The 23,013-nt window shown below is 69.5% G+C and carries 25 protein-coding genes; 14 read left to right on the plus strand and 11 right to left on the minus strand.

Annotation, left to right across the window (positions count from 1 at the left end):
• Position 1: 1 nt before the first annotated feature.
• The 8 genes from napA to flgF all read right to left on the minus strand — a co-directional run bounded on the left by napA (position 2) and on the right by flgF (position 6,757).
• Positions 2-2,512 (minus strand): nitrate reductase catalytic subunit NapA, encoded by a 2,511-nt coding sequence (gene napA, locus ABAZ39_RS31850; protein WP_040138282.1) that lies wholly within the window; start codon positions 2,510-2,512, stop codon positions 2-4.
• A gap of 44 nt (positions 2,513-2,556) precedes the next feature.
• Positions 2,557-2,850, minus strand: coding sequence for a chaperone NapD (locus ABAZ39_RS31855; RefSeq protein WP_040138283.1), 294 nt, complete (start codon positions 2,848-2,850; stop codon positions 2,557-2,559).
• A 7-nt stretch (positions 2,851-2,857) separates the two neighbouring features.
• Positions 2,858-3,034, minus strand: coding sequence for a periplasmic nitrate reductase, NapE protein (locus ABAZ39_RS35300; RefSeq protein ID WP_081863482.1), 177 nt, complete (start codon positions 3,032-3,034; stop codon positions 2,858-2,860).
• A 211-nt stretch (positions 3,035-3,245) separates the two neighbouring features.
• Entirely contained in the window at positions 3,246-3,740 is a 495-nt protein-coding gene (locus ABAZ39_RS31860) for a hypothetical protein (RefSeq protein WP_040138284.1), read from the minus strand.
• Positions 3,741-3,759: 19 nt separating this feature from the next.
• A complete protein-coding gene (gene flgH, locus ABAZ39_RS31865) occupies positions 3,760-4,503 on the minus strand; it encodes a flagellar basal body L-ring protein FlgH (RefSeq protein WP_040138285.1) in 744 nt (247 codons plus the stop codon).
• A 20-nt stretch (positions 4,504-4,523) separates the two neighbouring features.
• The gene (flgA, locus tag ABAZ39_RS31870; RefSeq protein ID WP_247881806.1) at positions 4,524-5,255 is read right to left on the minus strand and encodes a flagellar basal body P-ring formation chaperone FlgA; all 732 of its coding nucleotides are present in this window, start codon (positions 5,253-5,255) and stop codon (positions 4,524-4,526) included.
• A gap of 5 nt (positions 5,256-5,260) precedes the next feature.
• A complete protein-coding gene (gene flgG / locus ABAZ39_RS31875) occupies positions 5,261-6,046 on the minus strand; it encodes a flagellar basal-body rod protein FlgG (RefSeq protein ID WP_040138287.1) in 786 nt (261 codons plus the stop codon).
• Between the two features lie 18 nt (positions 6,047-6,064).
• Positions 6,065-6,757, minus strand: coding sequence for a flagellar basal-body rod protein FlgF (gene flgF / locus ABAZ39_RS31880; RefSeq protein WP_247881807.1), 693 nt, complete (start codon positions 6,755-6,757; stop codon positions 6,065-6,067).
• A 179-nt stretch (positions 6,758-6,936) separates the two neighbouring features.
• On the opposite strand from flgF, the gene ABAZ39_RS37445 reads away from it, so the two are divergent.
• From ABAZ39_RS37445 to ABAZ39_RS31895, 3 genes are all read left to right on the plus strand, one after another.
• Positions 6,937-9,357, plus strand: coding sequence for a hypothetical protein (locus tag ABAZ39_RS37445; RefSeq protein WP_051658809.1), 2,421 nt, complete (start codon positions 6,937-6,939; stop codon positions 9,355-9,357).
• A 70-nt stretch (positions 9,358-9,427) separates the two neighbouring features.
• Positions 9,428-10,315 (plus strand): flagellar motor stator protein MotA, encoded by an 888-nt coding sequence (motA, locus tag ABAZ39_RS31890; RefSeq protein ID WP_040138289.1) that lies wholly within the window; start codon positions 9,428-9,430, stop codon positions 10,313-10,315.
• Positions 10,316-10,324: 9 nt separating this feature from the next.
• Positions 10,325-11,275, plus strand: a complete 951-nt coding sequence (locus tag ABAZ39_RS31895) for a flagellar motor protein MotB (protein WP_040138290.1) — start codon at positions 10,325-10,327, stop codon at positions 11,273-11,275.
• Between the two features lie 6 nt (positions 11,276-11,281).
• Here ABAZ39_RS31895 and ABAZ39_RS31900 read toward each other — a convergent pair whose 3' ends face one another.
• Entirely contained in the window at positions 11,282-12,502 is a 1,221-nt protein-coding gene (locus ABAZ39_RS31900; protein WP_040138291.1) for an arabinose transporter, read from the minus strand.
• 202 nt (positions 12,503-12,704) lie between these two features.
• Positions 12,705-13,244: a YitT family protein gene (locus tag ABAZ39_RS31905; RefSeq protein WP_247881809.1), complete on the minus strand. Its 540-nt coding sequence runs from the start codon at positions 13,242-13,244 to the stop codon at positions 12,705-12,707.
• On the opposite strand from ABAZ39_RS31905, the gene ABAZ39_RS36455 reads away from it, so the two are divergent.
• The 11 genes from ABAZ39_RS36455 to ABAZ39_RS31955 all read left to right on the plus strand — a co-directional run bounded on the left by ABAZ39_RS36455 (position 13,243) and on the right by ABAZ39_RS31955 (position 21,939).
• Positions 13,243-13,434: a hypothetical protein gene (locus tag ABAZ39_RS36455; RefSeq protein WP_162473423.1), complete on the plus strand. Its 192-nt coding sequence runs from the start codon at positions 13,243-13,245 to the stop codon at positions 13,432-13,434. The genes ABAZ39_RS31905 and ABAZ39_RS36455 overlap by 2 nt on opposite strands.
• 407 nt (positions 13,435-13,841) lie before the next feature.
• Positions 13,842-14,132 (plus strand): RebB family R body protein, encoded by a 291-nt coding sequence (locus ABAZ39_RS31910; RefSeq protein ID WP_014200159.1) that lies wholly within the window; start codon positions 13,842-13,844, stop codon positions 14,130-14,132.
• A 100-nt stretch (positions 14,133-14,232) separates the two neighbouring features.
• Positions 14,233-14,502, plus strand: coding sequence for a RebB family R body protein (locus ABAZ39_RS31915; RefSeq protein WP_014200160.1), 270 nt, complete (start codon positions 14,233-14,235; stop codon positions 14,500-14,502).
• 91 nt (positions 14,503-14,593) lie between these two features.
• Positions 14,594-14,860: a RebB family R body protein gene (locus ABAZ39_RS31920; protein ID WP_014200161.1), complete on the plus strand. Its 267-nt coding sequence runs from the start codon at positions 14,594-14,596 to the stop codon at positions 14,858-14,860.
• A gap of 96 nt (positions 14,861-14,956) precedes the next feature.
• Positions 14,957-15,229, plus strand: a complete 273-nt coding sequence (locus ABAZ39_RS31925; RefSeq protein ID WP_014200162.1) for a RebB family R body protein — start codon at positions 14,957-14,959, stop codon at positions 15,227-15,229.
• A gap of 124 nt (positions 15,230-15,353) precedes the next feature.
• Positions 15,354-15,587, plus strand: coding sequence for a RebB family R body protein (locus ABAZ39_RS31930; RefSeq protein WP_040138293.1), 234 nt, complete (start codon positions 15,354-15,356; stop codon positions 15,585-15,587).
• On the plus strand, positions 15,584-16,039 hold the full coding sequence (locus tag ABAZ39_RS35305; RefSeq protein ID WP_081863483.1) for a RebB family R body protein: 456 nt from the start codon (positions 15,584-15,586) through the stop codon (positions 16,037-16,039). The genes ABAZ39_RS31930 and ABAZ39_RS35305 overlap by 4 nt, the downstream gene beginning before the upstream one ends.
• A gap of 61 nt (positions 16,040-16,100) precedes the next feature.
• The gene (locus tag ABAZ39_RS31940) at positions 16,101-16,451 is read left to right on the plus strand and encodes a hypothetical protein (RefSeq protein WP_035680645.1); all 351 of its coding nucleotides are present in this window, start codon (positions 16,101-16,103) and stop codon (positions 16,449-16,451) included.
• Between the two features lie 22 nt (positions 16,452-16,473).
• Positions 16,474-17,559, plus strand: a complete 1,086-nt coding sequence (locus ABAZ39_RS31945) for a hypothetical protein (protein ID WP_040138294.1) — start codon at positions 16,474-16,476, stop codon at positions 17,557-17,559.
• A gap of 179 nt (positions 17,560-17,738) precedes the next feature.
• Complete coding sequence (locus tag ABAZ39_RS31950; protein WP_040138295.1) at positions 17,739-18,275, plus strand: hypothetical protein; 537 nt, start codon at positions 17,739-17,741, stop codon at positions 18,273-18,275.
• 139 nt (positions 18,276-18,414) lie between these two features.
• Positions 18,415-21,939, plus strand: coding sequence for a hypothetical protein (locus ABAZ39_RS31955; protein WP_144243677.1), 3,525 nt, complete (start codon positions 18,415-18,417; stop codon positions 21,937-21,939).
• Positions 21,940-22,062: 123 nt separating this feature from the next.
• Here the strand turns inward: ABAZ39_RS31955 and ABAZ39_RS31960 are convergent, their stop codons facing one another.
• Positions 22,063-22,920, minus strand: coding sequence for a hypothetical protein (locus ABAZ39_RS31960; protein WP_040138297.1), 858 nt, complete (start codon positions 22,918-22,920; stop codon positions 22,063-22,065).
• Positions 22,921-23,013 lie beyond the last annotated feature (93 nt).

A 23,013-nucleotide genomic window follows, 5' to 3' on the forward strand; every position in this document is an offset into this window, starting at 1 on the left:
CTCACGCGACAGGAATGATCTTGACCGCGCATTTCTTGAAGTCGGTCTGCTTGCTCAGCGGGTCGGTGGCGTCCAGTGTCACCTTGTTGATGAGCACCGTGTGGTCGAAGAAGGGCACGAAGACGAGGCCCCGCGGCGGCTTGTTGCGGCCCCGCGTCTCGACCCGCACCCGCACCTCGCCACGGCGGGAGGCGATGCGCACCTCCTGCCCGCGCCGCAGGTTCAGGTCCTTGGCGTCGTCGGGATGGATGAAGACGACGGCGCTCGGGAAGGCCTTGCGCAGCTCCGGAACGCGCAGCGTCATGGAACCGGAGTGCCAATGCTCGACCACGCGGCCGGTGCAGAGCCAGAACGGGTAGTCCTTGTCCGGCGATTCCGCCGCCGGCTCATAGGGCAGCGCGAAGATGTTCGCCTTGCCGTCCTTGTTGCCGTAGAAGCGCACGCCCTCGCCCGCCGGGACGTAGGGGTCGAAGCCCTCGCGGTAGCGCCACTTCGTCTCCTTGCCGTTCACCACCGGCCAACGCAGGCCGCGCTCCTGGTGGTACATGTCGTAGGGGGCGAGATCGTGGCCGTGGCCGCGCCCGAAGGTCGCGTATTCCTCGAACAGGCCCTTATGGACGTAGAAGCCGAAGGCCTGCGATTCGCGGTTCTCATAGGCCGGGTCGCAGTCGGACAGCGGGAAGGCGTTGACCTGACCGTTGCAGTACAGCACGTCGTAGAGCGTCTTGCCGCGGACCTCCGGCTTCTTGGCGATCAGCTCCTCCGGCCACACCTCCTCGATCGCGAAGCGCTTGGAGAATTCGATGATCTGCCAGAGGTCGGAGCGCGCCTCGCCCGGCGCGCCGACGAGCTGGTGCCAGACCTGGGTGCGGCGTTCCGCGTTGCCGTAGCCGCCTTCCTTCTCCACCCACATGGCGGTCGGCAGGATCAGGTCGGCGGCGAGCGCCGTCACCGTCGGATAGGCGTCCGACACGACGATGAAGTTTTCCGGGTTCCGATAGCCCAGGTAGGTCTCGTTCGCCGTGTTCGGCGCCGTCTGCATGTTGTTGTTGCACTGGACCCAATAGGCGTTGAGCTTGCCGTCCTTCAGCATGCGGTCCTGCTGGACGGCGTGATAGCCGACCTTGTCCGGGATCGTGCCCTCGGGCAGCTTCCAGATCTCCTCGGCGTGCTTGCGGTGTTCCGGGTTGGTGACCACCATGTCGGCGGGCAACCGGTGCGAGAAGGTGCCGACCTCGCGCGCCGTGCCGCAGGCCGAGGGCTGGCCGGTCAGCGAGAAGGGGCCGCAGCCCGGCTGGCTGATCTTCCCGGTCAGCAGATGGATGTTGTAGACGAGGTTGTTGGCCCAGACGCCGCGGGTGTGCTGGTTGAAGCCCATGGTCCAGAAGGACATGACCTTCACCTTCGGGTCGGCGTACAGCTCGGCCAGCGCCTCCAGCCGGTTCTTCGGCACGCCCGACAGCTCGTGCGCCTTCTCCAGCGTGTAGGGCTCGACGAACTTCGCGAATTCCTCGAAGGAGATCGGGTCGGACTCGTTGGCCTTGGCGACGTTCTTCGCCTTCTGCTCCAGCGGATGCTCGGGCCGCAGGCCGTAACCGATGTCGTCGCGGCCGCGCTTGAAGTTGACGTGCCTGGCGATGAACTCCTGGTTCACCCGGCCCGTCTTGATGATGTGGTTGGCGATGTAGTTGAGGATCGCCAGATCGGATTGCGGCGTGAAGACCAGGCCGATGTCGGCGAGGTCGAAGCTGCGGTGCTCGTAGGTGGACAGGACGGCGACCTTGCAGCCCTCATGGGTCAGCCGGCGGTCGGTGACGCGGGTCCACAGGATGGGGTGCATCTCCGCCATGTTGGAGCCCCACAGCACGAAGGCGTCGGCCTGCTCCATGTCGTCGTAGCAGCCCATCGGCTCGTCCATGCCGAAGGTGCGCATGAAGCCGACCACCGCCGACGCCATGCAGTGGCGGGCGTTGGGGTCCAGGTTGTTGGAGCGCAGGCCTGCCTTCATGAACTTGGAGGCGGCGTAGCCTTCCATGATCGTCCACTGGCCGGAGCCGAACATGCCCACCGCGGTCGGACCCTTCTTCTTCAGGGTCTCCTTCCACTTGGTGGCCATGATGTCGAAGGCCTGGTCCCAGGTGATCGGGGTGAATTCGCCTTCCTTGTGGAACTGGCCGTCCTTCATGCGCAGCAGCGGCTGGGTCAGCCGGTCCTCGCCGTACATGATCTTGGACAGGAAATAGCCCTTCACGCAGTTCAGGCCGCGGTTGACCTCGGCCTTCACGTCGCCGTGGGTGGCGACGATGCGCCCCTCCTTCACGCCGACCATGACGCCGCAGCCGGTGCCGCAGAAGCGGCAGGGGGCCTTCGACCAGGTGAGCTTGGCGTCGGCGCCGGCCGTCAGGGTGCCGGCCTCGGCGGGCTGGATGACGGACGGCAGGCTCACACCGGCCGCCGCCGCCGCGGTCACGGCGGCTTGGACCTTCAGATAATCACGGCGGGTCAGGGACATAGGGGGGTGCCTCCTGGGGCGGGTCGTCTTTTCTTGGACGGACGTCAATGGGCGTGGGGGACGAGAGCGGTGTCGGCGGGCATCGGCTCCGCGCAGCGCTCGGCGTCCTCGTAGTGGTGGTAGACCAGCGTGGTGGTGTGGACGCCCGCCATGGCGTTGATGTCGGCGATGCGGTCCAGGACCTCGGCCTCCGTCGCGGTTTCCAGCGTGACGATGGCTTTGCCGTTCTCCGACGCGTGCCAGTCGGCGCCGTCGAGCGCGCGGACCACCTCCTTCAGGGCGGCGGTGCGGTCGGGCGCGTGCTGGATGACGAGGCTGGAAATGTGCAGTTCGGGCATGGCCGCCTCACATCCCGCTGGAGAGGGACAGGATCTGGTACATCCAGACGGAGAAGCCGTAGGCCCCGACCAGCCCGATCGCCAGGAACGGCCAGATCAGGATGGAGAGGGCGAAGAAGACCAGCCCCTCGAAGCGGCGGGTCGGGGCGGTGGTGTCGGCGGTGCGGGCGGGCGGCGCGTTCATGGCGATCCCATGGATTGATCGAACGGTATCGCCGCGGAGCTTCATCCTTTCGCATCATGAGTGGCTTGACCGAGGTCAAGTGCCGGTACCGACTCAGTCCCTAAGTACCGGTACTTTCGTTGCTTTGGACGTTTTGCCGCACGTCAACGCAAAGCCCCTCCCCCGCTGGGCGCGAGGGAGGGGCTGACGGAGCGAACCGGGATTGAATGGGTTACAGCCGGGTGTTTTCCTGGCGCATCAGGCGGTCGATCAGCACGCCGCGCACCAGATCGGGGCCGAGCTGTTCGGCGGCGGCCTGCTTCAGGGATTTGGCAACGGCGGCGGGATCGACCGCCGGGCCGTCGAAGGCGCCCGCCCCCGCCATGCCGAACAGGGCCTGCAGCAGGGCGTTGCGCGCGTGGGGCAGATGGCGGCGCAACAGGTTGGATTGCTCGACGCTGCCCGTCTGCAAGGTGATCTGGGTCAGGATGAAGGCGTTGGTGCGGCCTTCCACCAGCACCGGGACCATCAATTGCCCGACCTCCACATAGAAGGGGCCGGGACCGTCGGTGGGCAGGTCCGGCCCGGCGCCGGCCTGCTGCTCCGCAGCCTTCTCCTCGGCGCCGAGCGTCAGCTGCAGGCGTCCGATGCCGTAGCCGACCGCCGCCGCCAGCGCGGCGCAGAGCACGAAGACCGAGTATCGGCTGGGTCCGGGACGGTCCGCCATGGTCGCGTCTCCCCGCCGCTCAGAAGGGCATGATGATGTCGAAGACCTGCTGGCCGTAGCGCGGCTGCTGGACGTCGGTGATCTGGCCGCGCCCGCCGTAGGTGATCCGCGCCTCGGCGATCTTGTCGTAGTCGATGGTGTTCACGTTGGTGATGTCCTCGGGCCGGATGACCCCGGCGATGCGCATCTCGCGCAGCTCGTAGTTCACCCGCACCTCCTGCCGGCCGGCGATCACGAAGTTGCCGTTGGGCAGCACCTCGGTCACCACCGCCGCGGCGCGCATGGCGATGCGCTCGTTGCGCTGGATCGTCCCGGTGCCGGAGGAGGAGGAGGAGCTGTCCATGTCGACGAGGCTGGACGGGTTCACCGCGTCGGGCAGCACCGCCGGCAGCCGCGACTCCAGCCCGAAGAAGTTCGGCACGCCCGCCGACTCGGCGTTGGAGCGCTGGCGCTGCGTCTGGTTCTGCAGCTGCGCCTGGTCGGCGATGTTGATGATGACGGTCAGAAGGTCACCCACCTGCTTGGCCCGCGGGTCGCGGAAGAAGTCGCGGGACCCGGTGCGCCACAGCGAACTCGGCACCTGCTCGTTGGTGTTGGGGCGCGGCATCGGCATGGAGATGACGCGCGCCTCCGGCGCCATGGCCGGGTTGGAGATCTCCGACAGGCGCGGCGCCTGCCCCACGTCGAGCAGCCGTCCGCAGCCGGCGAGCGCCACCGTCAGGGCGAGGAACGGAAACAGGAGGCGGGGCGGGAGCGTGCGCATGGGCGTGTCCTTGATTGGACTCAGAATTTCGCAGAAGCCGCGGAGGGCGGCATGGCGTCCGGAGGCCCGGCAACGGTGACGGTCTGCGGGCCGGTGATGGTGCCGGTGACGACGATGTTGCTGGCGATGTTCATCACCCGCACCAGCTCCCCCACCCCGCCGTCCTGCAGGGCGCGGCCACGCGCCATCAGCTGCAGCGGCCCGTCCTCGTAGACGAGGCTGACCGGCTTGTTGCGCTGGACCACCAGCGGGGCACCGACCGCGGAAGTCTGGATCAGCCGCCCGGCGGAGAGCTGGCGGCGGCTGGCCAGCCCGGCCAAGCTGTCGCGGGAGGTGACTACGGCGCCGTTCAGCCGCTCCAGCGGCATCGGGATGGTGGTCAGGTCGCTGTCGGCAATGACCTCGCCGGGCAGGATGCGGCGCGTCGGCACCGGCACCTCCACCATGATGTCGGCCTTGGCCTTCACCTCGACGATGCGCCCGTTGCTGCTGACCAGCGCGCGGACCAGCCCGCCGCGCGGATCGTAGGACAGGTCGCGCACCGCCTCCACCGGGCCGGAAAAGGGCACGGTCAGCACCAGCGAGACCCGCGCGTCCGGCGGCACCGCCGGGCCGAGCGAAGCCGCCAGCTCCTGCGCCAGCAGCGCCTCCACGGCTCCCTCGCCATCGGAGAGATAGGCCGCTTGGGCGGGCGCACCGAGCAGATGCAGGGCGACCGCGAGTCCGGCCAGATGAAGAACGGAACGCCGCATGGCGGTCACCGCATGTTGGAGAGGGTGGAGGCCATCTGGTCACCGGCCTCGACCACCTTCGCGTTCATCTCGTAGGCGCGCTGGGCGGAGATGAGTTCGGTGATCTCCTGGACGACGTTGACGTTGGAGGATTCCAGATATTTCTGCCGGATGGTGCCGAAGCCCGCCTGTCCGCCGGTGCCGTCCTGCGGCTCGCCCGAGGCGGGGGTAGCGCGGAACAGGTTGTCGCCCATCGCCTCCAGCCCGGATTCGTTGACGAACACGGTCATCACCAGCTGGCCCAGCACGCGCGGGCGGGTCTGCCCGTCGACGAAGGCCTGCACCTCACCCGACGCGTTCACGGCGATCTCCCGCGTGCCCTGCGGCACGGTGACCTCCGGCAGCACGGGGTGGCCGTCGCTGGTCACGATGGTCCCTTCCGGCGACAGCTTGAAGCTGCCGGCGCGGGTGTAGGCGGTCTCGCCCGCCGGCATGCGGATGTTGAAGTAGCCACGCCCCTCGATGGCGAGGTCCAGCTCGTTCCCGGTGGAGGTCAGGTTGCCGGTCGTGTTGATGCGGTTGACCGCCCCCGGACGCACGCCGAGGCCGACTTCGATGCCGGTCGGGATGATGGTGCCGGCGTCGGTGGACTGGCTGCCCTGGCGCCGCTCCGACTGGTACATCAGGTCCTGGAACTCGGCGCGCCCGCGCTTGAAGGCGGTGGTGTTGATGTTGGCGATGTTGTTGGAGATGACCTCGACGTTCAACTGCTGGGCCATCATGCCGGTCGAAGCGATGCTGAGCACGCGCATGGACGCAATCTCCTGGTTTTAAGCGGATTTGCCGAGGCGGTTGATGGCGGAGCGCAGCAGGTCCTGCCCGTCGTCCATCATGCGGGTGACCGACTGGTAGTCGCGCGTCAGTTCCATCATCCGCGACATCTCGGCGATGGACTGGACGTTGGATTGCTCCACCTTGCCCTGGACGATCCGGGTGTCGGGGGCCGGCAGGGGTTGGGCGTCCACGGCGTCGAACAGCACGTCCCCGGTCTGGGCGAGCGCCTGCGGGCTCTCGAAGCGGACGACGCGCAGCCGGGCGATCATCTCGTTGTCGGCGGAGACCAGCCCGTCGGTGCCGATCTCCATCCGGCTGCGGTCGGCCGGGATGACGATGGGCTGCTGGTTGTCGTCCAGATAGGGGAAGCCGCCGGCGTTCACGAGCTGCCCGTCCACGTCGCGGCGCATCCGCCCGTCGCGGGTGTAGCGCGGGCCGTCCGGAGTCTGCACCTGGAGCCAGCCGTCGCCGTCCAGCGCCACGTCGTAGGGGTTGTCGGTCGGCTTCAGGCTGCCGGCGGTGAAGTCGGTGTAGGTGGCGCGGTCGATGGTGAAGGCGATCTTGTCGGACGGCTTCATGCCGCCGCGCTCCATCGCCGCTTCGAACAGCATGCGTTCACCGCGGAATCCCGCAGTGTTCATGTTGGCGATGTTGTTCGCCACGACATCGAGCTGCCGGCGCAAGGCCACTTGCCGCGACAATCCAATGTAAAGGGGATTCTCCATCGCCGGACACCTTCGGTTTGAACGCCGCCTTAACCTAGGTGATGCAGTTTAAAGCCGGGTTTCAACCTGAGGCGCCGCGACGGGAACTGACCGGTGTCTTGGGGGATTTGATTCCGATTTAGATAAAATTTGGGGCAGTCGCGATGCATCCCTGCCGGACCCTGTCCATCTCCCTGGCCCTGCTGTCGGTCACCACCGCCCTCACCGCGCCCGCGAGCGCCGCGGACTCCATACCCGCCCCCATCACCGTGCAGACGGGCGACCACGCCGACTTCTCGCGCCTGGCGCTGGTCAACGCGCAGGGCGCCCCGGCGGTCGATGTCGGGAGCTGCGGCGGGCGCGTCGCCTTTTCGCAGGCGGTCCCCTGGCCGCTGGAGGCGCTGAACGGCACCTATTCGCGACGGCTGACCGGCTTCCAGACGGCCGAGGACGGGCGCAGCCTGACCATGGACTGGCCCTGCGGCGCCCGCGTCACCGTGCGCCGGGAGCGGCGGATCACCTTCATCGACGTCACCGACCCGCCCCGCCCGGCGCGCAAGCCCGGCGCCCCGGTCCCGGCGTCCGAAGGCATCCTGCTGGCCGAGGCGCCCGGCGCGTCGGTGTTTCCGGTGATCGCGCCGCCGGCTCCCGAAGCGGCGCCCGCTCCGGTGGTGGCGGCCCAAGCGGCGCCCGTCAGCCTCGCCGAGCGGCTGAACCCGGTCGCCAGCGCCCATGCGCAACCCATCGTCCAAGCGCCGCAGCCGGTCGCGCCGCAGCCGGTCGCCAAAGCCCCGCCTCCTGCCCCGCCGCCGAAGCCGGAGCCCGCCCGGACGGTGGCCGCCGTCCCGCCATCAGCCATGCCACCATCAGTCATGCCGCCGGTCGCGGCCCCCGCCGTCCAGACCGATCCGCCGATCCGCGCCTTTGACCTGGACGCCTGGGCCGGCGACGACTACCCCGCGCGCAAGCAGCTTCTGGAACAGCGCATCGCCGAGAGCCAGGGCCGCGCGCGGGTGGACGCGCTGCTCGCCATGGCCCGCTTCACGCTGGCCCGCGCCCTGCCGGAAGAGGGCCGCGCCGCGCTGGACGCCGCGGAGAGCCTGACGCCGGGACCGGACCAGCGCTACGAGCTGCGCCTGCTGCGCGACGCCCTCCGCGCGCTGGACGGCACCGCCGATCCCGACGACAGCCAGTTCGTCCGCGCCCAGCCCACCCCCGCGGCCGCCGACCATCATGTCTGGCGCAGCGCCACCCTGGCCCCCAGCCGCTGGACCGCGGCGAAATCGAGCCTGCCCATCGCGCTGAAGCGGCTGCTGTCCTACCCCGTCGACCTGCGCGGCCGTCTGCTGACCCTGCTCGCCGAATCGGCGGGCGAGGCGGCGGACGGCGCGTCGCTGAACCTGATCGTGCTGGAGATGATCACGCTGGACGGCATCGGCTCCACCGACGGGCGGCTCGACTTCTTCCGCGGCCGTCTGGCGGAGCTGCACAACGAGACGGCGGAGGCGCTGGCCCACTACAAGCGGGCCGCCGCCCTGCCAAATCTCTACGGTCACCGCGCCCAGGTGCGCTCCATCGAGCTGCGGCTGGCCAGCGGCGCGCTGGACGATCCCGGCGCCATCGCGGAGCTGGAAAGCCTGCGCTACGCCTGGCGCGGCGGCGATGTGGAGACGGACGCGCTGGCCGCGCTGGGCGCCGCCTACACCCGCGCCGGGCGGATCGACGCGGCGCTCGACATCTTCGGCCTGCTCGGCCGCCGCTTCGGCGCGACGGCGCGCGGCCGCGCGGCGCTGACCACCGGGCGCGGGCTCCTCGACGCGGTGATCGGCCATCTGGAGACAACCCCGGGCAGCGCGCTCGACGCGCTGTCCCTCCAGGTGCGTTACGGCCGCACAGTGATGCTGACCGACGACGACGCCGGCACGCAGCAGCGCCGGCTCGCCCGGCTGCTGGCCCGCGGCGGCTTCACGCTGGAGGCCGCGCGCCTGCTCCACGGACTTGCCGAGACCGCCCGCGGCGCGCAACGCGCCGACATCGGGCTGGAGTTGGCCCGCGTCCTTCTCGACGCCGGGCGCGGGGCGGAGGCGCTGGCCGTGCTCGACCACACCGCCGGTCCCGCGCCGGACGCCCAGGCGGCCGCCCCTGAGATTGCCAGGCGCCGCGCCCTGCTGCGCGCCGAGGCCTTCGCGGCGGAGGGCGAGGCGATGCGCGCCTTCGACGCGCTGCGCGGCCTGACCGGACCCGAGGCGGCGCGCATCCGGGCGGACAGCCTGTTCCGGGCCGGCGAATGGCCGGCGGCCCGTGCCGCCTACGCCGAGCTGCTGGGCGGGCAGGATGCGCCCCTGCCGGACGACATCGCCTTCCACGCGCTGGCCGCCTTCCGGGCGGGCGACGACGCGGCGGTCGCCGCCGCCGCGGAGCGCCACGGCAAGGCGCTGGCCGGGACTCGCTGGGCCGGTCTGCTCGACGCCCTGGCCGTCCCGCCCGACCCGGCGGGCAAGCCGCTGTCCAGCGCCACCGTCGGCGGCCAGCTCGCCGCCGCCGACGCGCTGGCCGGCGTGCTGCGCCGGTGGAAGACGCCCTGACCGCTCCCGCCCCACACGACGGCTCGCTGAGCCCGACCCCTCTTTTCGGCCGAGCCGGAGGACACACATCATGCGTTTGCTGTTCGGAATCGTCGCGGTCTTCCTGAGCGTGCTCGGCGGCTTCGCCGCCATGGGCGGGCGGATGGGCGTGCTGTGGCAGCCCGTGGAGATCGTCATCATCGTCGGCGCCGGCATCGGCGGCTACGTCATCGCCAACTCGATGGCGGTGCTGCGCGCCACGGTGCGCACCATCGGCGCGGTGGCCCGCGGGCGGAACACCAGCAAGGACGAGTATCTGGACCTAATCTCGCTGCTCTACGCCCTGCTGCGGCAGGCGAAGTCCAAGGGCGTGTCGAACATCGAGAGCGACATCGACAAGCCGGACGACAGCCCGATCTTCGCCCAGTACCCCTCGGTCTTCCGCCAGCCGCGCTGCGTCACCTTCCTGTGCGACTACATGCGCCTGATCGCGCTGGGCCAGGACAACCCGCACGATCTGGAAGCCCTGATGAACGAGGAGATCGAGACCATCGGGCGCGAGTTGAACCAAGTGCCGAAGGCGTTGCAGAATCTGGCCGACGCGCTGCCGGCGCTGGGCATCGTCGCCGCCGTGCTGGGCGTCATCAATGCGATGAGCGCGATCAGCGAGCCGCCGGAGGTGCTGGGCCACATGATCGGCGGCGCGCTGACCGGCACCTTCCTCGGCGTGCTGCTGTCCTACGGGCTGGTCGGCCCGATCGCCGCCGCCGCCCGCCATCGCCGCGAGTCGGAGCTGACGCTGTTCATCTGCGTGCGCGCGGGGCTGGGCGCCTATCTGCGCGGCAGCCCTCCGCAGGTCTGCGCGGAGTTCGCCCGCAAGGTGCTGTTCGCCGACACGCAGCCGAGCCTTGCCGAGGTCGAGGTCGCCACCACCCTCTCCTCGCAGGCGAAGGCCCGCGAGGCGAGCCAGCCCGCCTGAGGCCCCGCCATGCCCCGCAAGCGCATCGAGCCGACGATCATCATCAAGCGCCGCTACGGCGAGGAGGAGGAGGAGCACAACAGCGCCTGGAAGCTGGCCTACGCCGACTTCGTGACGGCGATGATGACCTTCTTCCTGATCATGTGGCTGATGAACATCACCACGGTGGAGCAGCGCAAGGGAATCGCCGACTATTTCAACCCGGTGGCCCTGTCCCAGTCCAACTCGGGCGCCGACGGCATGCTCGCCGGGCGGGCGGTGGACAAGACGGGGGCGCTGTCCACCCCCAACGCGCCGGGGGAGCACAGCGTGCCGGTGGCCGCCCCGCCCGTCGTCGCCTCGCTGGGCGAGAGCGACCGCGAGCCCGCCGGACGCAAGGACCCCATGCCCAACCCGCCCGGCGGCCGGAGCCAGACGGACCGCGACGCGCGGGCGGAGCTGGAGGCCCTGCTCGACCGCCAGACCGCGGCGCTGACCGAGCAGCAGGGATTGGAGAAGGCCGAGCGCGACCTGCGCACGGCGCTGGAGACGATGCCGGAGCTGGGGGCGCTGGCCGGCAGCGTCGTGATCGAGCAGACGTCCGTCGGCCTGCGCGTGCAGCTCACCGATCAGGCGAAGGTGTCGATGTACAACGTCGGTTCCGCCCAGATGAACGAGCAGGGGCGCCGGCTGATGCGGCTGGTCGCCGGCGCCGTCGCGTCGTCGCCCAACCGCCTCAGCATCACCGGCCACACCGACGCGCTGGGCTATGCGGACGGGGCGAAGTACGGCAACTGGGAACTGTCCAGCGACCGCGCCAACGCCGCCCGCCGCGAACTGATCGCCGCCGGCGTGCCGGCCCGGCGGATCGTTCGGGTGGAGGGCCGCGCCGACCTCGACCATCTCGACGCCGCCAACCCGCTGGCCCCGCAGAACCGGCGGATCAGCATCACCCTCCTGAAGGCCGCGGCGGGGGAATAGGCCCCCTCAGGTCGGGCTGGTCTTCACCACCGGCCGCGCGCGGAGGAGCTGGACGGTGGTCAGGAAGCCCAGCGCCGCGGCGGCGCTCCCCAGCAGGAAGACGCCGCCGTAGCCCACCCGGTCGGCGAGCAGACCGGCGAGCGGTCCGGTCAGGCCGTAAGCGACGTCCTGGAAGGCCGCGAAGGCGCCGAGCGCGGTGCCGCGGAGTTGCGGCTCGACCAAATGGACGACCTCTCGCCCCATGGCGGGAAAGACCAGCGAGCAGCCGAGCCCCGTCAGGAAGGCGCCGGCCAGCGCGGTGACGGGGTCGCCCGCGGTCCACAGCAGCGCCTGCCCGACCGCCTCCACCGCCAGCGACCCCATCGCCACGCGCAGGCCGCCGAAGCGGTCGGGCAGATGGCCCAGCGCGAAGCGGACGAGCACGAAGCCAAGGCCGAAGGCGGTCAGGCCGAGCCCGGCGTGGGGCCAGCCCTCGCGGACGAAGTGCAGCGAGAAGAAGGCGCCGATGGCGGCGAAGCCGATGCCCTGGAGGCTGACGATGGCGCCCTGGCGCCAGATCCGCCCCAGCACGCTGCGGAAGGGCGGCCGCTCGGCGCCGGGATGGGCCGGGGTCCCTTCCATGCGCCGGATCGCCAGAAGCCCGACGGCGGGCAGCAGCGCGCTGACCGCCATGACGCCGGAGAAGCCGAAGCCGTCGAGCAGCGCCAGCCCCAGCGGTCCGCCCGCCGCGAAGGCGCCGTAGAGCGCCGCCCCGATCAGCGCCAGCACGCGGCCCGAGCGCTGCGGCCCGACGATGCCGATCCCCCAGGCGACCACCCCGACCCCGACGAGGCTTTCGCCGACGCCGATGAGCAGACGGCCCGCCACCAGCACGGAAAAGGCCGCCCATGGCGAGAACGATAGAGGACCGGCGGCCATCGAGACCAGCCCGCCGGCCACATAAAAGGCCAGCCCCCGCCCGACCGCGCGCTTGGCGCCGCGTCGGTCGGAGACGGTTCCGGCAAAGCCGCGGCTGAGGATGGTGGCGAGGAAGGCGCTTCCCACGCCTAGCCCGGCCCAGACATTGCCCATCCCGAGATCCCCGGCGACGAACAGCGGCACGACGGGAAGGGACAGGGCGACACAGAGGTAGGAGACGAAGAGGACGGCGGCCAGGACGATCAGGCGGCCTTGCGCCGGATCGCGCGCCGCCGCCGGCCTTTGATCCGGCCCTTGCTGGGGACCCATGGTGTGCTCCACACTGGTCCCCGCCGATGGCCGTCCGTCCGAACACGCGAACGCACTCCGATCGGCGAGGATCGTTGAGTGCGTTGGTTGACGTTGAACGCTTACGGCCAGCGTGGCTGGCGATGCGGGACAGGGTACCCATCCCGCGGAGAAATGCAACAGGCCGCGACGGTCGCGGCGGGATGGTGCCGGACGACGGGTCTCAGCGGGCCACGTACCAGTCCGTCCGGTGGTTGAAGGCGACGAAGGCGTTCAGCACCGCCGCCCCCAGCATCGAGGCCAGCACGGCCTTCCCGTCGATCACGAAGACCGCCATGGAGAAGATCACCACGTCGAACATGGCCTGGAGCCAGCCGGCGCGGAAGTCCGTCTTCTCCTGGATGTAGAAGGCGAGAATGCCCACCCCGCCGCCGCTGGAGCCGTGGCGGAACAGGCCGATCACCCCGATGCCGATGCAGAAGCCCGCCAGAACCGCCGCCACATAGGGGTGCAGCGCGTCGTAGCGGATCGCCTGCGGCGCCAGCGTGGTCAGCACCGAGATGCTGGTGACCGCCAGAAGCGATTTCGCGGTGAAGCGCCAGCCGATGCGCGCCAGCGCCAGCGCGTAGAAGGGCAGGTTCACCACGAAGAACACCGGGCCGAAATCCAGCCCCGTGGCGTAGGCGATGACGAAGGACAGCCCCGCCGCCTGCCCGGTGATCAATCCGGCGGCATGCAGTATGGAAATCCCGAACGCGGTCATGATGATGCCGAACAGCTGCCCCTGCGCATTATCAAATGCGCTGTGCGCCGCCCGTTTGGTTTCATTTGTTGCAACGGCAGTGTTTGGGGCCACGGATACTGCACTTTTCTTAAGCACGCTCGGCACCTTCCAGACTTCGTTCCATATCGACAGTATCATCAAAGACCAGACCAAGAATAGAGCGGCGTGATTTCGTTCGTCATCCCCGCAATCCGTGGAGCGACGCCGCTTCGCGTTCCCGTCGCCCCTCCCCTCGCCGTCAATTCCTCCGGATGGCGCCGGTTTCCCGGGCGGCGGCGCGGGCGGCGGGACGCGGAATTGCGTGGCCTTGCGGCCATCGTTGTGCCCGCTGCGCAAGAATCGGTCGCACCGACGCCACACGCTTTCTCCGCATCAATCGCCGACACGCAACCCAAGCGCACAAAACTCACGCGATCCGCCGGATTCTTTCGCCGGATAGACCAATCGGACGGCATTCCACATCGCTACAGTCGCACCGTCTGCTGTTCACGCATCCCATGGTCGCATGAGGCTGCGCGAATGATCGACGCCACCAGCGGCCGCCTTTGAAACCGGCCCCACCAGTGAGGAAAGACAATGGCATTTCCGACCGCCGTGAACGACCAGATCACCGATTCCGTCACCCAGGCCAACACCAAGGTCCTGGGCGACGCTCCGGCGATCGCCATGGGCAACCTGTTCCAGGCCACGGCTCAGGCGCTGGCCAACGCGGCCCACAACGCCACCAACGCCCAGCAGCAGTCCTACGTGACCGCGCAGGCCGCCACCACCCAGGGCGTGGCCACGCTCTACTCGATCGACACCGCCTCCACCGGCGTGGCGACGAAGAGCATCCTCAGCACCGGCGTCAAGGGCCTCGGCTCGTAAGCCGGACCCAAGCCGCCGTCGACGTTTCAAACCACCTGCGCCACCCCGCCTTCCATGAGGGATGGCGGGCGGGCGGCAGGCAACCGAAGAGGACGAACAAATGGCTTTCCCGACCGCCGTGAACGACCAGATCACCGATTCCGTCACCCAGGCCAACACCAAGGTCCTGGGCGACGCTCCGGCGATCGCCATGGGCAACCTGTTCCAGGCCACGGCCCAGGCGCTGGCCAACGCGGCCCACAACGCCACCAACAACCAGCAGCAGTCCTACGTGACCATGCAGGCCGCCACGACCATGGGCGTCGCCACGCTCTACTCGATCGACACCGCCTCCACCGGCGTCGCCACCAAGTCGATCCTGGGGAGCTGATGAGCCGACCGGCCAGGACCGGGCGCCCGCGGGCATCCGGAACGGGCCGCCGGCCATCCATCCCGAACCATTCGCCAAGGAATAACGTCAGATGGCTTTCCCGACGGCAGTCAACAGCCAGATCACCGATTCCGTAGCCCAGAGCAACGTCCAGGTCGTTGGCAGCTCGCCGGCGATCGCCATGGGCAACCTGTACCAGGCCACCGCCCAGGCGCTGGCCAACGCGGCCCACAACGCGACCCTGGCGCAGCAGCAGATGTACGTCACGGCGCAGGCCGCCACGACGACGGGCGTCGCGATGCTCTACTCCATCGACACCGCGACCACCGGCGCCGCCACGTCGAAGCTCCTCGGCTGACCGGTCGGCGGGCGCGGCACCCGCCGCCGTCCGCCGCACCGCCGCCGGCGCTTTGGCCTCGAACCAACGCAACATCTGATGTAAGGAGCAAACACGATGGCTTTCCCGACCGCCCTGAACAACCAGATCACGGACTCGGTCTCCCAGGTCAACACCAAGGTCCTGGGCGACGCCCCGGCCGTCGCGATGGGCAACCTGTTCGTCGCCACCAGCCAGGCGCTGTCGAACGCGGCCCACAACGCCACGAACAACCAGCAGCAGTCCTATGTGGTGATGCAGGCGGCGACCACGCAGGGCCTGTCGACCCTGTACTCCGTCGACACGGCCTCGACCGGCGTCGTCACCACCCAGATCCTGGGCCTCTCCTAAGGAGAGCCGGCGGGCCGCCCTCGGGAAACCGGGGGCGGCCTCCGTCACAGGTTGAAGCGCCCGGTCGCGCAGAAGCCCGTGTCCGCAGAAGCTGTGGCGGGAGCCTGAAGGCTGGAGAGTGTGAATGCCGGACGGAAGCTCCGCCAGCCTTGCCGGATCGGTCGCGGCGAACACGGCGATACCGCTTGGCCTGACCCCATCCCTGGCAATGGACATGACCTACGTCGCCATGGCCGACAGCCTCGGCCTGGCCATGCAGAACGCCGTCGCCAACCAGCAGCGCGCCCAGGTCATCACCGAGGCCGCGCTCGCCCAGGTCCTCACGCTGATCATCACCAAGGGAACCGCAAAATCATGAGCGACGAAGGCACCGTGAACACCCAGGTGATCGACGCGACGTCGGACATCGTCACGCTTCTGACGGGACAGTCCCCCGCGCAGTCGTTCGCCATGCTCGACGCCGTGATGGTCGAGACGCTCGGCATGGCGATGCACAACGCCGTGCACCGCCAACAGAACGCCGGCATGGTCAATTCCGCCGCGGTCACCGCCGCCTGCGCCAAGATGCTGTCCGTGCCCTTCCCCACCACGCCCCCGCCGCCGCCGTCGGGGTCGTCCGGTTCGGGCTCGTCCGGTTCGGGGGGCAGCGCGTCGCCGCTGCAGCCGCTGACCCCGCTGCTGACGACCTCGCTCACCACCCTGCCCCCCACGGTCACCGGCGGCTCTGGAAACAGCACCGTCACTGGCGGCACCGGCAACAGCACCGTCACCGGCGGTACCGGAAACAGCACCGTCACCGGCGGGTCGTGATTGACCCCGCGTCCATCTCCCAGCGGCCGGCCGTCCAGGCCACAACGAGCAAGGAGCCTTCATGTCGGAGCCCACGAAGGTCAATGCGCAGATCATTGACGTCATAAACCAGACGCAGACGGCGACCATGAGCCCGCAGGTCGTCACCACCAGCGGCGCGGGGAAAGCCTATCAGGCGGTCGCCCAGTCCACGGCCATGGCCGTGCAGGACGCGACGGACACGCTGCGCAACGTCTCGACCATCGCCACCACGGCGATCGGTGTCGCGATGGCGCAGCTCCTGGCGACGGGCGACCCGAAATACGTCACCGCCTTGACCCAGGCCCAGGGAATGATGACGAGCGCCGCCAACGACTTCACCAGCATCGGTACCGCGGCCTCCACGGTCCTGAATAGCTTCCCGTCGAGCTGACCCTTACGCAGGTGTCCCCACCATGACCGTCTCTGTCGCCAACAAGATGATCCAGAACCGCGCCGGGCTCACCGACCTGGGGCGGCTTGCACTCGCCTTCATCGATGGCGGGTCGGAGTGGCTCGACTGGGCCATCAGCAACGCCGGCCCGCGCTACGATTTCCCGGACGAGAGCACGCTCGTGGAGCAGGTCCAGCAGGGTCTTCACGCGACGCGGCTGGCCCTGCTGCCCAATCTGAAGCTGATGGTCAGCCCGGTGAAGCTGATGACGCTCGGGGTGGACAGCCTGCGCACGCTGGCCGACGCCGAATCCGGCGAGACCAGCGCCACGGTGTCGGCCCAGGTCAAGCGCATCCTCGCCGACCACACTCTCCTGACGCAGGACGACTTCGCCGCCAGCGCGTCCTTCCTCGCCGGGCTGGGAGTCTCCGGGGCTCCGGTCTTCCAGTTCATGGGCTTCGACGAGCAGCTGGCGGTGCAGGAGCTGCTCTACCGCAAGGAAAGCCAGGGGACGGCGAACCCCGAGCTGCAGAAGGAGGCGGCCGCCTTCGCGGTGGAGCAGGCGCGCACCGTGCAGGAGTTCGCGGACTATTATCAGTTCTATCTCATCTACGTGAACCGGCTGGGCTCCCTGACCGCCACGCCGGACGACCGGAAGAAACGGGCCGGCGGCACACTGGACACCATCCTGCCGCAGCTGTTCGGCTTCCTGGAATGCCCGCAGGTCCCCCCGCTGGCCGCCCCGGCGGAGGTGGCGCGGGCGGTTTCCAACTGGCAGAAGCGCGGCCGGCCGGTCGGCTTCGCCCGGCTGTCGGACGGGGCGCTGCAGATCGTCCGCGACACGGCCTTCCGGGACGAGACCGGCGACGCGGTGCGGGTGCTGGTGGCCGGCTATCTCGCCGGGGCGCAGGCCCTGCTGTCGGCGACGCCGCCGCAACGCGGCATCATGGGCCAGGACGGCGCGTCCTGTCTCTTCCCCGTCTTCGGCAAGGGCATCCAGGCGGAAATCCAGATGGGGGCCGCGGGGGTGATCTCGCTGCGCTGCTTTCGCCCCGATCCCCCCGCCACCGCCACCACTGCCACCACTGCCACCACTGCCGCCGCCTGACTCGCCTCAACAGGCCGTGACCGGGGCGGTGCCTTCTGCAGCGCCCTGTGCACCGCTTTCTGCGCCGCCCTCTGCGCCATCCACACCGACCGCCGAAGCCGCGGCGGCGCCGGCGGAGACGCGGACGGCCACGACGGCACGCCCGCCGCAAAACCGAACCGGACGAAGGAGATCGAAGGATGGGCGTTTCCCAGCCCCCCAGCAGCCCGCACCCTGAACCGGCGGCCGCTCCGGCGGCACCGGACGCGGCGGTTCCGGCCACGCCCGCCGCGCCGGCGGCGCCGCCGGCCGACGCTCCGGTCGCAGCGCCCGATACGGCGCCGTTCGAGGCGGGCACCAAGACGCCCGCCGAAATCGCCAGCGCGCTGCTCGACCACGCGGTGAAAAGCGTGAACGCCGCCGCCGAGCAGGCGCTGGCCGCCGTCGAGCAGGCCATCCAGCTCGCCGGCCACGCCGTGGAGGCGATCCCCGGCCTGACCGCCCACCCCGGCGGCCATGCCGACGAGCAGGGCGCGATGTCCCAGGCGAACGAGGCGATGTCCCAGGCGCTTCAGGCCGCCAGCGGAGCCGGAGCCGGCGGTCAGGCGATGCAGCAGGCCAGCGAGCAGCAGCAGAAGGCCGTCGTCGCAGCCAACGAGGCGGCGCAGCAGGCCATGGCCGCAGCGAGCGCGCAGATCGCGCGGGCGATGAACAGCAAGGGCGACCCGGCCCTTTGACGCCGCCGCCACCGACCTGCCGCCCCGGGGTGTCCGCGACGTCGCGCGGTTTCCCGGCTCGCGCGGGGCGGAGGCGTTTCCGCCCGTTTCCGAACCTGGACGCAAATCCGGGCCCCAACCGAGCTGAAGGACATCCCGCATGCCGTCCCGCACGCGCCGGAAATTGATCGTTGTCGCGCCCGAAACTCCGCCCTCCGCCCCGCCCGCCACTCCGGTGGAGGCGAGCATGGACGCGGTGGCCGGTGCCGCAACTCAGGCGCTGGGCCTGCCGGTCGTGCCGTCCTCCCAGCGCGACGTCTCGGACGGCTGGACCGCGGTGGCCGTCCACCCGCTCCAGCCGTCCGAGACGGACTGGCTGCGGATGGTGCGCGGGGCCTCCTTCGGGATCGGAGCGCCCGGCGCGCGGGCCACCGCCGAGACCGCCGCAATCCAGACCGCCGCCATGGAGCGCCTGTTCGTGGCGGGCGAAGGAACGCCGGGCCTGCTGGGCGTGCCACCCGGAGCGGTCTATGAGGGCGAGCGCTTTCCCCTTCCCGACGACCGGCTGAGCGGCGCCCGACGCCTGCTGAAACAGACGTCGGGCGTCGTCGGCGCGGCGAAGGCCGGCCAGCCCATCGGGTCCGACGACATTTCGCGCCGGCTGCGCGGCGTCCGCGACATCCTGCTGCCGCTGATCGAGGCGTTTGCCGGACCGGCGGAGGCGGGTGGCACCGCTCCCTTCCAAGAGGAACGGCGCCAGCTTCGCGGCCTCGACCAGGACATGGCGGCGGCGCAGAGCTGGGACGCGGTGGAAGCCATCATGGCGGGCCTCGCCCGCATCATCGACGGGCTGGACGACGCGGCGCAGGCCGCCGGCGGCGTTCATCTGTCCTACACCGCCGAAGCCGCCTGCCGCCTCCGGCTCGCCATCCGCTTCAAGGTCGCGTCCGACGGGCCGCTTCCCGCGGACCGTCTGGCCGACGCCGACCGCGCGCTGACGCGCCTCCTCAACGGCGGTTATCCGCAACTGGCGGGCTGGCTGCGCAACCGCATGCGGGCGCTGGCGCAGCGGGCGGCCGAGACCGATCCGTCCGGAAACAGCCGCTTCATCGTCCTGGAGGATGGGCGCGGAGGCACCCGCGGGTGGGTCGCCCGGATTCTCGTCAACCCCGCCCTGCCGGCGCCGGCCTGGTTCGCGCTGTTCCAGCGTCTGCACAACGTCCTTGTCATGGCCCTGTTCTCGCTCAAGCTGGAGCTGTACGGACTGCTTCACCGGCTGGCCGGTGCGGCGCCCGCGGACGGCCCGGCGACGGAGGACACCGGAGGCGGGGCGTCGGGCGTCGGGGGAGCGGGCGTCGGAAGCCGGGAGAAGGCGGATTACGGACGCAACGGCTGCGCCGCCGTGCTGGTCGACGTGACCATCCCACGCCACGGCACCCTGGCCGCCCAGCAGCAATGGCGGCGCTTCACCGGCGACTTGCGGCTCGAAGACGGCCTGCCGCGGCCGGGAACAGCCTACCGGATCACCTCGGCCCTGCGGTCGGTCGATGCCCTCTGCCGCTCGGCGCCCCCGCCACGGAACGCGGCTCCGGCGCTGATCGCCAAGCTGCACGGTCTGCTGGCCAACCAGGACCAGACCACGGCGGACGGTATCGCGGCGATCCGCGCCCGCATCCGGGAAGGCGTGGCGCCGCTGTCCCTGAAGGCCATCGACGGGCTTGGCGACATCGCGGTGCAGCGGTTGTTCGTCGTGATCCTGGAGCAGCTCTGCCAGGGCTACGCGCTCGCCACGGACAAGGCGCTGGCGACGGCCTTCGACGGCTGGTTCGCCACCAAGCTTTTCGGTTACGCGGATCTGGCCACCCTGCCCGAGACGGTCTCCGCGGCCATCAAGGCCGCCAAGGACAAGGGCGCCTGGAGCGATGGCGACGCGGCCATCGCGAGCGCCATGGGATTCGGCCTTTGGGTGTCGGCGGCCATGGAAAGCCATCTGGAGAAGCGGGCGGCCTTTCTGCGCAATGGCTTCGAGGATTCCGGGGCGCTGCTGAACCACCTCACCTCCCTGCCCTCGCTGGCGGCGGCGCTGAACGGTCCGGGCATCCAGCCGGTGATTCAGGGTCCCTGGGCCGCGGCGCTGCAGCTGGAGCAGGGCTTGCCAGGGCAAGAGCACGCCGCCGCCGCGGCCCCCGTCGCCATTCTGCTCCAGGACGGTGAGCCCAGGCGCCCGCCGGACGACATCCTCAGCGCCGCCGCCTCGCAGATCGAGGACTGGCTGGCCACCCACCGCAGCAATTTCACGCTGACCCGTGACGGTAGGCAATTGGCCATCGTCTGGCATGACGAGGCGGATCTTGGCCCCTTCCGCTATGCCCCGGTCGGGGCCACGCTCACCGTGACGGGCGCCGCGCCAGGCGCGCCGCCGCCCTCGCTGATCCGGGAACTGCCCGTCGCCGCCCTGTCCGAGACGATCCGCTCGGTCCGCGAGAGCCTCGCGCAGACCGACGACGGCGCCGTCCGCGGCCGGCTGGCCGCCACGCTGAACGCCCTGACCGCCCTCGGCCTGCGCACCGGAGCGCCGGAGGGCGCCGACCCGTCGGTGACGGCGCTGCGCCAGGGCCGGTGCCGCCATCTGATGCTGAGCAGCGCGGAGCTGGCGCAGGGGTCCGCCGCCGAGTACCCGCGCAGCTACCACCCCGACGACGCTTTCCGGATCACCCTGAACGACAACCCCGTCGACGCGGCGCAACGGCTCGGCCCTTCCCCGACCGGCGCCGAGGCGCAACGAACTCTGGACCTGCTCGTCGTGAACCAGGGCAGCGGCGGACGGAGCGCCGACGGACAGCCGCTGCTGTCCCCCGGAACCTGGACGGCGGACGCCCTGGCCGCGAGCGTCGTCGCGCCGTTGATGGCGTCCGGATGGACGGCGCGGACCGTGGTTCTCGACTTCCCCTTCTCGGTCCAAATGCTGGGGGTGTTCGCCCCGCTGTGCGCCGGCGAGGGCCGGATCGTCATGACGCTGGGCGACAGCCTGGAACCGATCATGGACCGGGGGATGTGGGACACCATCCGGCCGGCGCTGGGTCAAGGCGACGCCGAGGCGGTCCGCGACGCCATCGACAGGCAGGTCGCGGCCATGACCGCCGCCGCAGTTGGCCGCCTGCATCTGGACGACATCCTGACCGCGTCCAACGCGGCGATCCACGAGCATCTCGCCAGCCATCCCGACGGACGGGACGCGGTGTCGGTCCTGCGCTGCCTGAAGCCGATCGGCGACGTTCTCCAGGACCCGAACACGCCGCTGGACCGCATCGAAACGGTGCTGCAGGCGCTGCGCGGCACGCCGCTGCCCCGGAACGACTTCGCGGCGGCGGACCAGGCACTGCTCGATGATTTCCCAGGCTCGGCCAAGGACATGACGGCGGATTCGCTGGAACGGTTCCGCGACGCTTTGCGCCGGCGGGTGGAGACCGTGCTGTCCGATCCCGGCTTCCGCATCGGCCTGGACCCGGCATGGCTGGCGGCCCGCCCCCTGTACGGTTCGGAGCTGGACAGCCTTTGGGCCCTCATCGGCAACCGCTGGGCCAACATTCTGGCGCTTGATCCCGGCCTGTCGCGCGGGGCGGGGTACTTCGCCGTCTACGAGGCCACGACCGGCGAGATCAGGCTGGTCAACCTGATCAGATGAACGGAAGCCGATCGATGCGTTGGCATCGATTGCGGGCGTCACCACGGTTCCCGCTTCGCCAAAGAAAACGGCCCCGCCCGAAGGATGACCTCCTCTCGGGCGGGGCCGTTTCCGCGGAGACACTCACAGTTTCGGCGACCACACCTTCGACCGCCTGTTGAGCGCCTCGTAGAGAATGCCATCCAGCAATTTCCGATCCTCCACCAGAAAACTGCCGGCCTGCATCCCCAACAACACCCAGGTCAGTGTCCCGGCGCCGCCCCTGGTGAGGGTGTTCGCGCAATAATCCAGCTTGTCCGTCACATTTTTCAGCTCGTCCAAGCCCTCTGGTTTCGGGTCTTGCCGTTCCAGTTTTTCGATGATTTTCGATGACGCCGTTATGCTGGCGGTAACGCAATTGTATTTGCTGGCACTCTTGTCGAGCATGTACCAGCCGTACAGCATGTTCCCGCTGCTGTTCGCTCCCGTCAGCAACGTCGACCGGTTGTTCTTCAATTCCTCCAGGTCATCCCTGAATGTCTCATACACCGCCTTTGAGACGGGGATGGAGATGACACGCCGGGTGGGGTCCATGAACATCTCTTTGTCGTCGTACCATTTTCCCGGCATCGCGCCACCTTGCTTCAAAGGCGTCGTCTTGATCATGCTGGAGGTCAGCGAGGCCGGGTTGAAGCCCGTCACCGTACGCTGTATCCCACCGTCGCCGGACGCTTCGGCGAAGATCGCGAAATGGCCGGCATAGATGGACGCCAGAGCCTGCAGGGCGCTGTTGGATAGCGGCGATGATTTCATATACCTTAAAAATCGATAGATCCCATTTGCCTGATAGCCAAGCACAGACCTACAGTAAACAATGAAACCCATTGCATCCAATTTGTCCGGATCGACATTCTTGAAATATTCATCGATGTCCTTGTTGCCGGCATACAAGGCCATCTTCTGGCTGGCAACGGCAATGAATCCAACGCAGTACCTATCCATGATCCCACCCGTCTTGCGATGCCGGTCCGATGGCCGGCCATGGAAAAAAGCGGGAACGCCAATGCCGAACCACGCCGGGCCGTGGACGCCGGC

Source organism: Azospirillum argentinense (assembly GCF_000632475.1).
GTDB lineage: Bacteria > Pseudomonadota > Alphaproteobacteria > Azospirillales > Azospirillaceae > Azospirillum > Azospirillum baldaniorum.

What these genes read in the sequence shown, in the direction of transcription:
- napA (WP_040138282.1), bottom strand. Translation starts at nt 2,512, where the DNA reads ATGTCCCTGACCCGCCGTGATTATCTGAAGGTCCAAGCCGCCGTGACC.
- ABAZ39_RS31855 (WP_040138283.1), bottom strand. Translation starts at nt 2,850, where the DNA reads ATGCCCGAACTGCACATTTCCAGCCTCGTCATCCAGCACGCGCCCGAC.
- ABAZ39_RS35300 (WP_081863482.1), bottom strand. Translation starts at nt 3,034, where the DNA reads ATGAACGCGCCGCCCGCCCGCACCGCCGACACCACCGCCCCGACCCGC.
- ABAZ39_RS31860 (WP_040138284.1), bottom strand. Translation starts at nt 3,740, where the DNA reads ATGGCGGACCGTCCCGGACCCAGCCGATACTCGGTCTTCGTGCTCTGC.
- flgH (WP_040138285.1), bottom strand. Translation starts at nt 4,503, where the DNA reads ATGCGCACGCTCCCGCCCCGCCTCCTGTTTCCGTTCCTCGCCCTGACG.
- flgA (WP_247881806.1), bottom strand. Translation starts at nt 5,255, where the DNA reads ATGCGGCGTTCCGTTCTTCATCTGGCCGGACTCGCGGTCGCCCTGCAT.
- flgG (WP_040138287.1), bottom strand. Translation starts at nt 6,046, where the DNA reads ATGCGCGTGCTCAGCATCGCTTCGACCGGCATGATGGCCCAGCAGTTG.
- ABAZ39_RS37445 (WP_051658809.1), top strand. Translation starts at nt 6,937, where the DNA reads ATGCATCCCTGCCGGACCCTGTCCATCTCCCTGGCCCTGCTGTCGGTC.
- motA (WP_040138289.1), top strand. Translation starts at nt 9,428, where the DNA reads ATGCGTTTGCTGTTCGGAATCGTCGCGGTCTTCCTGAGCGTGCTCGGC.
- ABAZ39_RS31895 (WP_040138290.1), top strand. Translation starts at nt 10,325, where the DNA reads ATGCCCCGCAAGCGCATCGAGCCGACGATCATCATCAAGCGCCGCTAC.
- ABAZ39_RS31900 (WP_040138291.1), bottom strand. Translation starts at nt 12,502, where the DNA reads ATGGGTCCCCAGCAAGGGCCGGATCAAAGGCCGGCGGCGGCGCGCGAT.
- ABAZ39_RS36455 (WP_162473423.1), top strand. Translation starts at nt 13,243, where the DNA reads ATGATGATGCCGAACAGCTGCCCCTGCGCATTATCAAATGCGCTGTGC.
- ABAZ39_RS31905 (WP_247881809.1), bottom strand. Translation starts at nt 13,244, where the DNA reads ATGACCGCGTTCGGGATTTCCATACTGCATGCCGCCGGATTGATCACC.
- ABAZ39_RS31910 (WP_014200159.1), top strand. Translation starts at nt 13,842, where the DNA reads ATGGCATTTCCGACCGCCGTGAACGACCAGATCACCGATTCCGTCACC.
- ABAZ39_RS31915 (WP_014200160.1), top strand. Translation starts at nt 14,233, where the DNA reads ATGGCTTTCCCGACCGCCGTGAACGACCAGATCACCGATTCCGTCACC.
- ABAZ39_RS31920 (WP_014200161.1), top strand. Translation starts at nt 14,594, where the DNA reads ATGGCTTTCCCGACGGCAGTCAACAGCCAGATCACCGATTCCGTAGCC.
- ABAZ39_RS31925 (WP_014200162.1), top strand. Translation starts at nt 14,957, where the DNA reads ATGGCTTTCCCGACCGCCCTGAACAACCAGATCACGGACTCGGTCTCC.
- ABAZ39_RS31930 (WP_040138293.1), top strand. Translation starts at nt 15,354, where the DNA reads ATGCCGGACGGAAGCTCCGCCAGCCTTGCCGGATCGGTCGCGGCGAAC.
- ABAZ39_RS35305 (WP_081863483.1), top strand. Translation starts at nt 15,584, where the DNA reads ATGAGCGACGAAGGCACCGTGAACACCCAGGTGATCGACGCGACGTCG.
- ABAZ39_RS31940 (WP_035680645.1), top strand. Translation starts at nt 16,101, where the DNA reads ATGTCGGAGCCCACGAAGGTCAATGCGCAGATCATTGACGTCATAAAC.
- ABAZ39_RS31945 (WP_040138294.1), top strand. Translation starts at nt 16,474, where the DNA reads ATGACCGTCTCTGTCGCCAACAAGATGATCCAGAACCGCGCCGGGCTC.
- ABAZ39_RS31950 (WP_040138295.1), top strand. Translation starts at nt 17,739, where the DNA reads ATGGGCGTTTCCCAGCCCCCCAGCAGCCCGCACCCTGAACCGGCGGCC.
- ABAZ39_RS31955 (WP_144243677.1), top strand. Translation starts at nt 18,415, where the DNA reads ATGCCGTCCCGCACGCGCCGGAAATTGATCGTTGTCGCGCCCGAAACT.
- ABAZ39_RS31960 (WP_040138297.1), bottom strand. Translation starts at nt 22,920, where the DNA reads ATGGATAGGTACTGCGTTGGATTCATTGCCGTTGCCAGCCAGAAGATG.